We start from the raw sequence: 13,468 nt of genomic DNA on the forward strand, positions 1-13,468 counted from the left end.
CCTCGTTTCCCGTGTCCGTTTTGCCGTTCCCGACCCTTATTGACCTTTGAACGCCTCCGTTTCCATGCCGCCTGAAGTTGTTGCATTGCCGCCGTCCGCTGCGTTCTGGGACGAAGTCGCGCAAGCTTTGCTGGTCCGTGCGCAGCCTGATTATCGAATGGCGGCGTCCGTGGACCTGTCTTCCGTGCGGGTCATGGTTTCTACGTTTGAACACATCCAGTTGCTACGGCAGGCACTGACCCGCGCGCTTGACCGGGCCTTCATTCCGCCGACCATCATGACCCTGGGTGCCGCGATCGGCATGCTGCCGCCCGCTTCAGGCATTTTTGCGACCGCATCGAGTGAGCGGTTGATGACCTTGTACGCCTCCTTGCGACAACATGCCTGGCTCAAGAAATTATTCACGGCGCGGCGCAATACGGATTTGTTACCGCTCGCCGAGACACTGCTCGCCTTATCGGATGAACTGACGCAAGCCCTGCTGCCGTCGTTACATGTGAGGCCGGATGCGGCTGATGCGCGCTGGCAGGCAGCGCTTGAACAGCTATCGCCGAGTGCGCGTCATATGGTGTCGGATGAGGCACAACTGGTTCAGACGATCTGGAAAAGCCAGCTCGACGGTAACGATGCGATTGTCCTTCGTTTTGTGCGCATGCTGGCCTTTGCCGATCAGGCGACACAGCCCTTGTTCTGGATCAGCCCGGTTGCGCCGGACCCGATGGAGCAGGCTTTTCTTGATGCCTGGGCCGGCAGACAAGCGGTCACGATCTTCACCTTGAGCTGGGACGCGGAAGGGTTGGCCGAAGCCTATTGCCGTGCATGGAGCGAGGTGCTGGACATCCCTGTACTGGCCGAGTCGCGACCGATCGGCACGCCACAAGGTGTATCGCTTTTCCCCGCACAAAGCATGGAAGCCGAAGCGCAGGGCGGCGCGCAGGTCATTGTGGACTGGTTGCAGCAAGGTAAGCAGCAGATCGCAATCGTGGCGCAGGATCGCGTGGTGGCACGTCGTATCCGAGCCCTTCTGGATCGTGCGCAGATTCAGGTTGCGGATGAAACGGGGTGGAAGCTGTCGACGACACGTGCTGCTGCAGCGATTGCCGCATGGCTGGAATTGATTGCCGCTTCCGCAGAAACCATGGCCTTGCTGGATTTTCTGAAGTCACCGTTTGTCATGGCGTCTGCACCGGGCAAGGCCGATGTGCTCATGAAGATCGAGCTGGTATTGCGTCGGGCAAATGTCTTAAGTGGTTGGGAGGCGGCCAACAAGGCGCTTGCCGATCAGCCGGAAGCGCGAGAGCTGATAGCATCGCTGGCGCAACAAGCCGCGCAGTTCAGCAAGCCGCGTACCTTGTGTGCATGGCTAGGTGCGATGCATGCGATGCTTGATGCCTTGGACATGCGCACCGCGTTGCAGGCGGATGAAGCTGGTGCGCAAGTGCTCACGATGTTCAGCGAGATTGAGCGTGATTGCGTGCGCGTGGAGCAGCCGTTCTCTTTTGCGGAATGGCGTGCATTCCTTAACCTGCAACTGGAATCGACAGCGTTTGTCGCGCGCAATCATGATCGTCGCGTCATCATGTTGCCGTTGAACGGCGCACGCCTGCGCACCTTTGATGCCGTGCTGGTTGTGGGCGCCGATGGTGAACATCTGCCATCCAGACCGGTTGAGACCTTGTTCTTTGCCAATTCGGTTCGTGCTGAACTCGGTCTGCCGACACGCGAGCAGCGGCAACGACAGCAGTTGCGTGATGTGATCGAGCTGCTGTCTTCTAACGATACGGTGCTGCTGTCGTGGCAGATGCATAAAAATGGTGAGCCCAATCCTGCCAGTCCATGGATAGAGAGATTGAAACTGACTTTGCAGCAAGCCGGACAGGCGAGCCTGCCAATCCATGACGTCACACCGGCCAAGCGTCATCTCGAGGTCATGCCGGTGACGATGCCGCGACCGGCCGCGCCGACATTGGTACCACGCAGGTTATCTGCGAGCGGTTACAACAGTCTGGTTGCCTGTCCTTACCAGTTCTTTGCCACCCGCATGCTTGGTCTGTCCGGCATCGATGAGTTGTCGGACATGCCGGAGAAGCGGGATTACGGCGACTGGTTGCATCAGATCCTGCTGCAATTTCATGAGACCTTGCGTGATCGCACGATTCCACTGGCTGATCGTCCCGCCTTGCTGGAGGCGATTTCCAACCGTGTCTTTGCGCAGGAGCTGGATCGCAGTGCGGCTGCACTGGGTTATTACGCGCGCTGGCAAAAGAACATGTCTGCCTATCTGGCGTGGGTGGAGAAACACGAGGCGGATGGCTGGACTTTTTCCGTGGGAGAAGAGCGTCTTGAGCGTGTCTTGCGTTGGCACGATGGTGAAGTCTTGCTGCATGGACGTGTAGATCGTATCGATCACAACGCAGATGGACAACGCATGGTGCTTGATTACAAAAGCACAGGGCAAAGCAATCTGAAGAATCGCCTCAAGCTGGGGGAAGATCAGCAATTGCCGTTTTATGGCTTGCTGTCGCACGACTCTCTGGCAAGCGCTGCCTATGTGCCTTTGGAGGCGGATAAAAATGGGATTGCCTTGGTCGAGACGGCAGAGCTCGATCAATGGCAACAAGTACTGTCCTCACACATTACGGACAACATGCAGGCAATTGCAAACGGCGCGCCATTGCCGGCAACCGGACCGGAATCCGTCTGCCAGTATTGCGATGTGCGTGGTTTGTGCCGCAAGGGAGCGTGGTGATGGAACGCGTACCCCATCAACAGACAATGCCGCGCGCCTATGAAATCAACGGTGCACCGGCTGAAGCGACACAATTCGTCGCGATTGCCTGCGATCCGGCGCGCTCTGTCGTGGTGGAAGCCTGCGCCGGCAGCGGCAAGACATGGTTGCTGGTCGCGCGTATCTTGCGGCTGTTGCTTGCCGGTGCCGAGCCATCGCAGATATTGGCCATTACGTTTACACGCAAGGCGGCGCAAGAGATGCAGGAACGTCTGTTGCAGTTGCTGGCACAACTGGCGCAAGGCAAGGATGAGGAAGTCCGTGCATTGTTGCTGGAGCGCGGTGTTGCAGAGACGAGCTTGCCGGACGTGATGCCGCGGGCGCGTGCCTTGTATGAACGTGTGCTGCGCAGTCCGCAGGGTTTGTCGATCGATACCTTCCACAGCTGGTTTCTACGTCTGATACAAATTGCGCCGTTGGCATCTGGTGTGCCGCACGGCTATGGCTTGGCCGAAGCAACGGGTGAGATCAGCGCGGATGCCTATGGCCGTTTCATGCTGCAGGTGCGGGATGATGCCGAGTTGAAGGAGGCATTGCTGGTTCTGTATCGTCATCTTGGCGACACGCGTGGACGCGACTTGCTGCATGCTTTCATCGAAAAGCGTGCTGAATGGTGGGCGGCAACAGCGCAAGGTGAACAGCCGCTCGACTGGTTGAGGGAACTGTGCGGCGATGATGCGCTTCACGATGCGCGTCTTTCCGTCTGGTCCGATGCGATCTTGCGAGAGCGCATTCTGCGTATCGCCGTATTGCTCGGACAGGGAACCGCCACCAATCAGAAACGTGCGATTGCCATTGAAACTGCCATTACGGCGGGTGCCGCGGTAGAGCAGTTCGCTGCGCTGGCAACGCAATTTGTCGATGACAAAGGTCATCCCCGCGGTAACAGCGCAAGCAAGGGCAAATTATGCGATGTGCTGCTACGCCATCTTGGCGATGACGGGGTGCAGGCATTCGAGGATGAATTCGAGGCGATCGGCAAGGCGTTGATGCAACTGGAGGCACGTGCGACCGAGCACCTTGTCATCGAATTGAATCAGGCGCTGTTTGCTGTTGGCCGTGCCTTTCTGGATGTGTACCAGGGCGTCAAGGCCGAGCAACGCGTCTTTGATTTTGCCGATCTGGAATGGCAGGCGTGGAAACTGCTCGCCAATGGAGAACACGCAGCGTATGTGCAGAGCCGTCTGGATGCACGGTATCGCCATGTACTGCTTGACGAGTTTCAGGATACCAATCCGCTGCAATGGAACATTGTACAAGCCTGGCTGGCTGCATACGGCGATGACACGGTGCGTCCCAGCATGTTTGTCGTGGGCGACCCCAAACAGTCGATCTATCGCTTCCGCCGCGCCGAACCACGGGTTTTTACTGCTGCGCGTGAAACCTTGCAAGCGCAAGGTGCCGCATTCTTGCGTACCAATCAGACTCGTCGCAATGCAGCAGGCATCGTCGATGCGCTCAATATCGCGTTCGCGGCCAATCCCCTTTATCAGCCGCAAACGACACTCGCCCAGTCGGCCGGCACGGTCTGGCGTCTGCCGCTCGTGCATCGCGAAAAGAACGACAAAGTGACCTGGTCGCCTGCGCAGTTGCGGGATCCGTTGACCACAGCGCGGGAAGAAGAGGAAGACGAGCGGCGTCTTGAAGAAGGTCGCGCCGTGGTGCAGGCCATCTTGCGGGCAAAGCAAACATTGCCAGAAGCAGGCTGGTCGGACGTCATGTTGCTGGTCAAAAAGCGGACGCATTTGCGTGCTTATGAGCGTGCCTTGCGGGAAGCTGGTATTCCGTTTGCCTCCGATAAACGCGGTGGCCTGCTTGATTCGCTCGAGATCGCGGACCTGATCGCCTTGCTGACGTTTCTCATCACACCGCACGATAATCTGGCGTTGGCACATGTGCTCAAGTCACCGATCATTGGTGCCAGCGATGAGGACCTGATTGCGCTTGCCGCCATTCCGGAAAATAACTGGTGGGACAGGCTCTTGCATATTACGTCATCGTTGACGACGCCTGCCTTGCAACGTGGTGTCGCGTTGCTGCAGAACTGGTTGACGGTTGCGCCGCATTTACCCGTGCATGATCTGCTGGATCGCATTCTGGCAGAGGGCGATATCGTTGCGCGCTATATACAAACCGCGACGCCTGTCGTGCGCGGGCAGGTTACTGGCAATATCGATGCATTTACCGAGCTGGCACTCAACATGGATGCGGGACGCTATCCGAGTCTGCCCAAGTTCATCGACGCCTTGCGCCGTTTGCAAAAAACAGCGGAAAGCGATGCGCCTGATGAAGCCGATATCGATGCGGGTACCGATGCAGTACGCATTCTGACGATTCACGGCGCAAAAGGGCTGGAAGCATCCATTGTCGTCATGCTCGATACCAACCATAGCGAATCCGCACGTGAAGACTACGGCATGCTGTGTGCGTGGCCGCAGGATAGTCAGGCGCCGACGCATTTTTCCGCATTTGCGCGCAAGGCAGAGCGGGGTATGGCGCGCAATCATCTGTTCGACGAAGAAGAACGGCAGAAAACACAGGAGAACTGGAATCTCCTGTATGTCGCGGCGACACGTGCACGCCATCTGCTGATCGTCAGCGGTGTCGAAGATGATCGCAAGGCTGCGGTTGATGGGGTAACAGAAGGCAGTTGGTATGCCAGTTTCTCGCATGTGCCGACAGTAGAGATTTCGACGGCTGTTGCGCCATCGGCATCTGCGCCAGCATTGCCTGCTCATATTGACTGGCCGGTTTTCTCGCCACCGGCAATGCCTGCACCGGCAATCGATGTTCCTCTCGCGTTGACATCCGATGAAATCGAAGAAGGCATCGCCTTGCATGCGTTGATGGAGCGGCTAATGCATCTGGCAGACTGGCCAGTGCAGATACCAGAAGCCGAACAGATTGCGGCCTGGTTGCCGTGCCCGTTGGTGTTGGCCCAGACAGTGCGTGCACAGGCGCACACGATTCTTTCTCAGCCTGAACTGATGCGTTTTTTCGACCCCGCACAGTATCGTTTTGCCCGTAATGAAATGGAGATCGTGACGGCGACGGGCATCGCACGCTTTGATCGTGCCGTCATGTTTGACGATGCGTTCTGGATTCTCGATTACAAGCGTAATTTGCTGGATAACGAACGGATTGCCTATACCCAGCAACTGGCGCGTTATCGCATGGCGGCGGCATCGGTTTTTCCGGACGTGTTGATCCGTACGGCACTGATCACGGTGGATGGTCGTCTGATCGAGATCGCCTGATGGGTTACCATGCGCATGCGTTGTTGCGCGCGGCGATGCATGAATTTGCGCGGGACAACAACAAAGTCATAAACAATTGTCATCTGCATGCAAAAAAGTGTGGTGCCAGATGGCAATCTATTGACGCTCGTTCCTCCAGACCTCTATAGTTGCGGCATGATTTCCGACTTCCAAACGCTTTCCCAAAAAATCGAGCAGCTGGCTGCACTGACGCAAGCACTGCGCAGTGAAAATGCCGAGTTGCGCCTGCGTTCTTCTGCACTGACGGAAGAAAATGCGCAATTGTCGCGCCGTATGCAGGAGGCACATGATCGTGTTGCTGCGCTGATCGACAGCATGCCTGGTACAGAAGAGCAGAAGGAACAGGCAGCATGATTCAGTTGAATGTGTCCATCATGGGACAAGCGTACAAGCTTGCCTGCAAGGAAGATGAAGAGCAGGCGTTGCGCGAAGCAATTGCCTACCTTGATGAAAAGATGTGCGCAATTCGTGATGCCGGCAAGATTAAAGGGACAGATCGCATTGCGGTTACTGCCGCGCTGGGAATCACGGCAGAATTGCTCTCCACCAAGGTGCCGGATGGCCCGCTGTCCGAGATGAGCATGGCAGAAGTAAAGCAAAGAATCACTGCGATGCATGCTGTGTTGGATACAGCACTCGCACCGCAAGAAAAACTGTTTTAATCGTTTCCGCCGCTTTCACTTGCGCGCCGATTGCGGTAGACTTCAGTTCCCTGCGGTGTTCGCCATTGCCATATATTCCTTGAACCATTTACGCGCAGCGGCCGCGGAATTTTGTTTGACGGGCGTGAGCGTCGCTAGTCCGATGAACCCGAAGTTGAACTAACTGCGGCCACCTTGAACCTTTTGGTTCGGGATGCCGGCAAAGCGGCACAGGCGGGGACTTATTTCAGAACGGTTGCATGCAAATGCAGCCGTTTTTTGTTTTGTATCGAGTTTGTGTGATCATGGACCTGGGTTTTGCATCCAGGTGGCCCCTTTCACTGTTCACTTGGCGTTACAGGAAATTGTCATGCGTTACTGGCTCATGAAATCCGAACCTGATGAAGTCAGCATCGACGATGCGCTTGCCGCACCGGGCCAGACGGTAGCTTGGACCGGCGTGCGTAATTATCAGGCACGTAATTTCATGCGTGACACGATGCAGATCGGTGATGGCGTCCTGTTCTACCATTCGAGCTGTCCCGAACCCGGTATTGCCGGTCTGGCCGAGGTGGCGAGTATGCCTTATCCCGATCCCACCCAGTTTGATCCAGAAAGTCCGTACCACGATCCCAAAGCCACGCCGGAGAATCCGCGCTGGATGCTGGTGGATGTGCGGGCACTGGAAAAGACGCGTTTGATTCCGCTGGCCGACATGCGGGCGGCCGCTGCACTGGAAGGCATGCAGGTACTGCAAAAAGGCAGTCGCCTTTCGATTACGCCGGTGACGAAGTGCGAGTGGAATTACATCGTCAAGAAAATGCTGTGAGTCAATGCTGCATGCCCCCTGGCACGTTGCATGCATAATGAAAAAGAGACTCGCGGACGGCGAAATCGGCAAGCGATAAATATTCAATGCAAGAGTGCGTTAGCGCACGTGCAAAATGAACTTTATAGTGGTTTAATCATCTTTATAGATGGTCAACATGTGGTTCATCAGGCAATAATATGGAAATCCCGGTCACGGATCTTGGCATGCACAATCCCATGCGCAACAATCGCGCAGTCGTGCCCCCGCTGTTACCTGTCGTTTTACGTTCCTTTTCCCGATTTTTCTGTTTGTCTACTCCACGTCTTCGTACCTTTTCCCCCATTTTTTACATGTCTGCCGTATCGGCGCGCATGTTCGTTTTGAATTCACAACCTATCCAAAAGAGTAGAGGGAGAGCATGAAAGCAATGATTCTCGCAGCGGGCAAGGGCACGCGCGTCCAGCCGCTAACTTACGAGCTGCCGAAACCAATGATTCCGATCCTCGGCAAACCAGTCATGGAATATCTGGTCGAGCATCTGGTGAAGTTTGGTGTGCGTGACATCATGGTCAACGTCAGCTATCTGCATCACAAGATTGAAGAGTACTTCGGCGAAGGTCAGCGTTTTGGTGCGCAAATCGGCTATTCGTTCGAAGGTTTCATGGATGAAAACGGCAAGGTGATGCCAAAGCCAATTGGCTCTGCTGGTGGGATGAAGAAGATTCAGGAGTTTGGCCAGTTCTTTGATGAAACCACACTGGTAATCTGCGGCGATGCCCTGATCGATCTGGATATCAAGTCGGCGCTGTTTGAACATCGCCGCAAGGGTGCAATGGTCAGCATCATCACCAAGGAAGTCGAGCGCGAAAAAGCGGCCGATTACGGCATGGTGGTGATGGATGAAGAAGGCCGCGTTAAATCCTTCCAGGAAAAACCAAAACCGGAAGAAGCGCTGTCCCTGTTCGCCAGTACCGGTATCTACATCATGGAACCGGAAGTGCTGAAGCTGATTCCGCCAGATACCGAGTTCGACATCGGCTCGCAACTGTTCCCGCTGCTGGTGGAAAAAGGCTTGCCGTTCTACGCGCAGAAGCGCTTCTTCAACTGGATCGATATCGGTAACATCCGTGATTACTGGGCCGTGTCGCAAAGCGTGTTGCAAGGCGAACTGGCACACATGACCATGCCTGGCACGCAGATCCGTGAAGGTCTGTGGGTCGGTCTGAATACCAGCATCGACTGGGAAGGCACCACCATCGAAGGTCCGGTCTATATCGGTTCCGGCACCCAGGTTGAGGCGGGTGCAACAATTATCGGACCAACCTGGATTGGTCACGGTAGCCAGATTTGCGCAGGCGCACGTATCGAACGTTCTGTGCTGTTTGAATACACACGTGTGTCGCCGGGTTCCAAAATGAACGAACTGGTGGTGCATCACAACTACTCCGTCACGCGCGAGGGCAAGATGCAGCACATTTCGGAAAGCGAAGTGGAATCGTGGCGCGATGCACGTGATCGTCGTAATGCCACGCGTAAAGAAAGCAAGGAAACGAAGGAAAGCAAACCTGCTGCTGCCAAGGTCGCTGCCTGATTTTCGCTACACGATCCAAAAAGCCCGCATGATGCGGGCTTTTTTATTTGCTTCTGTTTGCCTTGACATCATGGTGATGGCGTTGCATTCGACTCGTGCTTTTGAAGTGGATTGGGTTTGCCAAGGCGATGGTGAATTTCATCGCGATGCCGGTCTCCGGCTAATTGAATAGCAACCTGCTCAATCCATCCTTGTGTGGGCGCTGGTCTGGCAAGCAAGGCAGGCAAGAGAGCGAACAAGCCGATCATGAGCGGCAAGCGGGATGCCTGGACAGGTTGTGCGCGTTCGCACAGCATCACGAAGAGCATGGCAATAAAGAGACCAAGCAATAAGCCACTGACTGCTTCGGACACGGAATGTACGCCGAGGATCAGGCGCGAGATGCAGATGGCGATGCCAAAGGCCGCACCGAGCAAAAATCCCCTTCGCACAGTCTCTGGATTGCGATGCTGGAACAACAAATAGGCGAGCGGTGGTGCGATCGTTGCGGTACGCATTGCATGTCCGCTAAAACCGCGAAAGTCGATGGATGCAATGCCGATGCCCCAACCAACATAGGCAACCTTGCTTGCCGTCACAATGAATAAACCGGTACCAAACAAAATACACCACCATAACGCCAGTCGCCAGTGACGTGCTGCGGCCAGCCAGATGGCCAGCAGCAGCGCAACCGGCAATGTGAAATTGGTGTCGCCCAGTTTGGTGAAGATGGCCCAGAAATCCATCGGTGCCGGCTATGCAGATGACATGCGTAATGAATCGGATGCAGTGCTGATCAGGCGCGGCTAGCCGGATAGGACGGCCTGCGATACGCCATGACGAGCATCGCAATGCCTAGCAGAATCAGCGGCACCGACAGCAACTGACCTGCCGAAATGGTGATCACGCCTAAATGCACTTCGTAATCCGGCGTACGGAAATACTCGGTGAAAAAACGCGCGCAACCATAGAGCAGCGAGAACATGCCACCAACGGCCATACGTGGGCGTTCCTTGCGCGAGAACAGCCAGAGGATGATGAACAGCAGTACCCCGTCGACCGACGCCTGATACAGCGGTGACGGGTGACGCGGCAGATCATCCACGTTTGGCCAGATCATTGCCCAAGGGAGTGATGGGTCGGCGACACGGCCCGGCAGTTCGGCATTGATGAAGTTGCCGAGTCGGCCAAATGCATAACCCAGCGGCACCATCGGCGCGATGAAGTCCCAGACATCGAGCACATTGCGTTGCTTCTTGCGTGCCCACACACCCATCATGAGCAGTACGCCGAGAAAGCCGCCGTGGAAGGACATGCCGCCTTTCCACACCTTGAAAATTTCCAGTGGATTGGAGAAGTAATAGGCGGGTGCGTAAAACAAGACTTCACCCAGGCGACCGCCAACGATCACGCCGAGCACGCCATAAAACAGCATGTCCTCGATGTCTTCCTTGGTCCAGCCGGTACGTGCGATATGAGGCTGCCTGATACGAATGCGTGCCAGCCAGACAAATTGCAGGAACGCGGCGAGGTACATCAAACCGTACCAGTGAATCGCAAGGGGGCCGATTGAAATGGCAATCGGATCGGGCATCGGGTGAATCAACATGTTTTATTTCTTTCGCAGTAATTCCAGAAAAGCGCGCAGCACCGGCGATGTATTATCGCGTCGCCATGCCAGTCCGGTTTCCACCAGGGGCGTCTTGTTGGTCAATGGACGGTAATCTACGCCGGGACGCTTCAGATTGGATACGGATTGTGGCACAAGCGCAATGCCCATGCCGGCCGACACCAGGCCGATGATGGTCTGCATCTGAATCGCCTCTTGTCCGATGTGCGGTGTCAGTCCGGCTTCGTGATAACAGGCGAGGATGGCATCGTGCAGGGCTGGTGCGATTCGCCGCGGGAAAATGATCAGCGGCTGATCGGTCAGCGTCTGCAGCGAGGCGCGCGTCTTGCCACGCAGGGCAGGCAATCCTTTGGGTGCGGCAAGGATCAAAGGTTCAGACAGCACCGGTAAATAATCGATTTCGAGTCGCGCTTTTTCCGGCAATGGCGGAATCAGCAGACTGACATCGATGCGGCCTTGCATCAGTTCATCCAGTTGCACGTCGGTGGTCGCTTCGCGCAGATCGATGTCGACCGCGGGATAGGTTTCGCGAAATTCGCGCAGGAAGGATGGCAGCACGCTGTAGTCCGCCGTCGACACAAACGCCAGTGACAGGCTGCCTGATGCACCGGATGCGGCACGGCGCATCAGGTCGGGCAGGGCAGCGGTCTGCTGCAGGATGCGCTGTGCCTCGGGCAATAGTGCAATCCCGGCAGGCGTCAGTGCCACATTGCGATTGTTGCGACGGAACAGCGCGACACCCAAGGCACTTTCCAGCGAACGGATCGCCAGCGATAGCGGCGGTTGCGTCATATGCAGACGCTGGGCTGCGCGACCGAAATGCATTTCCTCGGCAACGGCGATGAAGTAGCGCAACTGACGCAACTCGATATTCATGGAGGAGGCGGACAAAAATATTTTAATTGATACTTTAAATATATCAATGACTATTAAATCATATATTTGACAGGTTGATTTGCGCAAGGCATTCTGGCGACTTCAAAAACCATGGAGGCATCATGGCATTCAACCGCCGCTCAAAAAACATTACCCAGGGCGTATCCCGCAGCCCTAACCGTTCGATGTACTACGCATTGGGCTACGAGAAGGAAGATTTCGACAAGCCGATGGTCGGCATTGCGAATGGTCACTCGACAATCACGCCGTGCAACTCCGGTTTGCAAAAACTGGCCGACATCGCCATCAAGGCAACCAAGGAAGCCGGTGCCAATCCGCAAGTCTTTGGTACGCCGACGATTTCGGACGGTATGTCGATGGGTACCGAAGGCATGAAATTTTCGCTGATTTCGCGCGAAGTCATTGCGGACTGTATTGAAACCGCGGTCAACGGTCAGTGGATGGATGGCGTACTGGTCATCGGTGGTTGCGACAAGAATATGCCCGGCGGCATGATCGCCATGCTGCGCACCAACGTGCCAAGTATCTATGTCTACGGTGGCACCATCAAACCGGGCAACTGGAAGGGTAAAGACCTGACCATTGTTTCCGCATTTGAAGCAGTGGGTGAATTTACCGCTGGCCGCATGTCGCAAGAAGATTTCGATGGTATCGAGCGTAATGCTTGTCCATCGTCGGGTTCGTGCGGTGGTATGTACACGGCCAACACGATGTCGTCATCGTTCGAAGCATTGGGCTTGTCCTTGCCGTACTCGTCGACCATGGCGAATCCTGACGATGAAAAAGTCGGTTCGGCTGCAGAGTCGGCTCGTGTGCTGGTGGAAGCAATCAAGAAAGATCTGAAGCCACGTGACATCGTCACGCGTGAGGCCATCGAGAATGCGGTTGCCGTCATCATGGCAACCGGTGGCTCGACCAATGCCGTGTTGCACTTCCTGGCGATCGCACACGCGGCAGAAGTCGATTGGACCATCGATGACTACGAGCGCATGCGCAAGAAAGTACCGGTCATCTGCGATCTCAAACCATCGGGTAAATACGTTGCGACCGATCTGCACAAGGCCGGTGGTATTCCGCAAGTCATGAAGATCCTGCTGGACGCTGGCATGCTGCACGGCCATTGCATGACGATTACCGGCAAAACGGTTGCAGAAGCCTTGGCTGATGTGCCATCGGTACCGCGTGCGGATCAGGACGTCATTCGTCCAATCGACAAAGCGCTGTATAACCAGGGCCACCTCGCGATCCTCAAAGGCAATCTGTCGCCAGAGGGTTGTGTTGCCAAGATCACTGGTCTGAAAAATCCGGTCATCACCGGCCCGGCACGTGTGTTCGATGATGAGTATTCGGCAATGGACGCCATCATGGCCAAGAAGATCAATGCAGGCGATGTGGTCGTATTGCGTTACCTCGGCCCCAAAGGCGGCCCGGGTATGCCGGAAATGCTGGCACCAACCGGTGCATTGGTGGGGCAGGGTCTGGGCGAATCGGTTGGCCTGATTACCGATGGCCGTTTCTCTGGCGGGACCTGGGGCATGGTGGTTGGTCACGTTTCCCCCGAGGCATTTGTCGGTGGCACCATTGCATTGATCGAAGAAGGCGATTCGATCACGATCGATGCGCACAACCTGCTGATCCAGTTGAATGTGCCGGATGAAGAAATCGCACGCCGTCGCGCCAACTGGAAACAACCGGAACCGCGTTACAAGCGCGGTGTTCTGGCGAAGTTTGCAGCACTGGCATCCAGCGCAAGCAAAGGCGCAACGACAGGCTGAAGCACTGATGACTGAAATAAAAGCCGGACCAATGTCCGGTTTTTTATTTTCTTCGATTCAGTAAAATGGTTTTGCCAA

Annotated in this window: 10 protein-coding genes and 1 other RNA gene; 8 read left to right on the plus strand and 3 right to left on the minus strand. The window is 55.7% G+C overall.

Features of this window, described 5'->3' with window-relative positions; all coding sequences use genetic code 11:
• Window positions 1-64: 64 nt before the first annotated feature.
• The 7 genes from IEV29_RS12470 to IEV29_RS12500 all read left to right on the plus strand — a co-directional run bounded on the left by IEV29_RS12470 (window position 65) and on the right by IEV29_RS12500 (window position 9,109).
• Window positions 65-2,749 (plus strand): PD-(D/E)XK nuclease family protein, encoded by a 2,685-nt coding sequence (locus IEV29_RS12470; protein ID WP_188381847.1) that lies wholly within the window; start codon window positions 65-67, stop codon window positions 2,747-2,749.
• Window positions 2,749-6,045, plus strand: a complete 3,297-nt coding sequence (locus IEV29_RS12475; protein ID WP_188381610.1) for a UvrD-helicase domain-containing protein — start codon at window positions 2,749-2,751, stop codon at window positions 6,043-6,045. Before IEV29_RS12470 ends, IEV29_RS12475 begins: the two co-directional genes overlap by 1 nt.
• An 87-nt stretch (window positions 6,046-6,132) precedes the next feature.
• Window positions 6,133-6,420: a coiled-coil domain-containing protein gene (locus tag IEV29_RS12480; protein ID WP_308632729.1), complete on the plus strand. Its 288-nt coding sequence runs from the start codon at window positions 6,133-6,135 to the stop codon at window positions 6,418-6,420.
• Window positions 6,417-6,728, plus strand: a complete 312-nt coding sequence (locus IEV29_RS12485; protein WP_188381611.1) for a cell division protein ZapA — start codon at window positions 6,417-6,419, stop codon at window positions 6,726-6,728. Before IEV29_RS12480 ends, IEV29_RS12485 begins: the two co-directional genes overlap by 4 nt.
• Before the next feature lie 44 nt (window positions 6,729-6,772).
• Window positions 6,773-6,952, plus strand: a non-coding RNA gene (ssrS, locus tag IEV29_RS12490) — 6S RNA.
• 125 nt (window positions 6,953-7,077) lie between these two features.
• Window positions 7,078-7,536 (plus strand): EVE domain-containing protein, encoded by a 459-nt coding sequence (locus tag IEV29_RS12495; RefSeq protein WP_188381612.1) that lies wholly within the window; start codon window positions 7,078-7,080, stop codon window positions 7,534-7,536.
• Window positions 7,537-7,936: 400 nt separating this feature from the next.
• The gene (locus IEV29_RS12500; protein ID WP_188381613.1) at window positions 7,937-9,109 is read left to right on the plus strand and encodes a nucleotidyltransferase family protein; all 1,173 of its coding nucleotides are present in this window, start codon (window positions 7,937-7,939) and stop codon (window positions 9,107-9,109) included.
• A 68-nt stretch (window positions 9,110-9,177) separates the two neighbouring features.
• Here IEV29_RS12500 and IEV29_RS12505 read toward each other — a convergent pair whose 3' ends face one another.
• From IEV29_RS12505 to IEV29_RS12515, 3 genes are read right to left on the minus strand one after another with little or no spacing between them, the layout of a single operon-like run.
• The gene (locus IEV29_RS12505; protein WP_188381614.1) at window positions 9,178-9,834 is read right to left on the minus strand and encodes a phosphatase PAP2 family protein; all 657 of its coding nucleotides are present in this window, start codon (window positions 9,832-9,834) and stop codon (window positions 9,178-9,180) included.
• Window positions 9,835-9,884: 50 nt separating this feature from the next.
• Window positions 9,885-10,697 carry a prolipoprotein diacylglyceryl transferase gene (gene lgt / locus IEV29_RS12510; protein WP_188381615.1) on the minus strand — a complete coding sequence of 271 codons (813 nt, stop codon included), beginning with the start codon at window positions 10,695-10,697 and terminating at the stop codon, window positions 9,885-9,887.
• A gap of 3 nt (window positions 10,698-10,700) precedes the next feature.
• Window positions 10,701-11,594, minus strand: coding sequence for a LysR family transcriptional regulator (locus IEV29_RS12515; RefSeq protein ID WP_188381616.1), 894 nt, complete (start codon window positions 11,592-11,594; stop codon window positions 10,701-10,703).
• Window positions 11,595-11,716: 122 nt separating this feature from the next.
• On the opposite strand from IEV29_RS12515, the gene ilvD reads away from it, so the two are divergent.
• The gene (gene ilvD / locus IEV29_RS12520) at window positions 11,717-13,390 is read left to right on the plus strand and encodes a dihydroxy-acid dehydratase (RefSeq protein ID WP_188381617.1); all 1,674 of its coding nucleotides are present in this window, start codon (window positions 11,717-11,719) and stop codon (window positions 13,388-13,390) included.
• Window positions 13,391-13,468: the final 78 nt, after the last annotated feature.

Origin of the sequence: Oxalicibacterium faecigallinarum (genome assembly GCF_014635705.1) — a bacterium.
Taxonomy (GTDB): domain Bacteria; phylum Pseudomonadota; class Gammaproteobacteria; order Burkholderiales; family Burkholderiaceae_D; genus Oxalicibacterium; species Oxalicibacterium faecigallinarum.

What these genes read in the sequence shown, in the direction of transcription:
- IEV29_RS12470 (WP_188381847.1), top strand. Translation starts at nt 65, where the DNA reads ATGCCGCCTGAAGTTGTTGCATTGCCGCCGTCCGCTGCGTTCTGGGAC.
- IEV29_RS12475 (WP_188381610.1), top strand. Translation starts at nt 2,749, where the DNA reads ATGGAACGCGTACCCCATCAACAGACAATGCCGCGCGCCTATGAAATC.
- IEV29_RS12480 (WP_308632729.1), top strand. Translation starts at nt 6,133, where the DNA reads ATGCAAAAAAGTGTGGTGCCAGATGGCAATCTATTGACGCTCGTTCCT.
- IEV29_RS12485 (WP_188381611.1), top strand. Translation starts at nt 6,417, where the DNA reads ATGATTCAGTTGAATGTGTCCATCATGGGACAAGCGTACAAGCTTGCC.
- IEV29_RS12495 (WP_188381612.1), top strand. Translation starts at nt 7,078, where the DNA reads ATGCGTTACTGGCTCATGAAATCCGAACCTGATGAAGTCAGCATCGAC.
- IEV29_RS12500 (WP_188381613.1), top strand. Translation starts at nt 7,937, where the DNA reads ATGAAAGCAATGATTCTCGCAGCGGGCAAGGGCACGCGCGTCCAGCCG.
- IEV29_RS12505 (WP_188381614.1), bottom strand. Translation starts at nt 9,834, where the DNA reads ATGGATTTCTGGGCCATCTTCACCAAACTGGGCGACACCAATTTCACA.
- lgt (WP_188381615.1), bottom strand. Translation starts at nt 10,697, where the DNA reads ATGTTGATTCACCCGATGCCCGATCCGATTGCCATTTCAATCGGCCCC.
- IEV29_RS12515 (WP_188381616.1), bottom strand. Translation starts at nt 11,594, where the DNA reads ATGAATATCGAGTTGCGTCAGTTGCGCTACTTCATCGCCGTTGCCGAG.
- ilvD (WP_188381617.1), top strand. Translation starts at nt 11,717, where the DNA reads ATGGCATTCAACCGCCGCTCAAAAAACATTACCCAGGGCGTATCCCGC.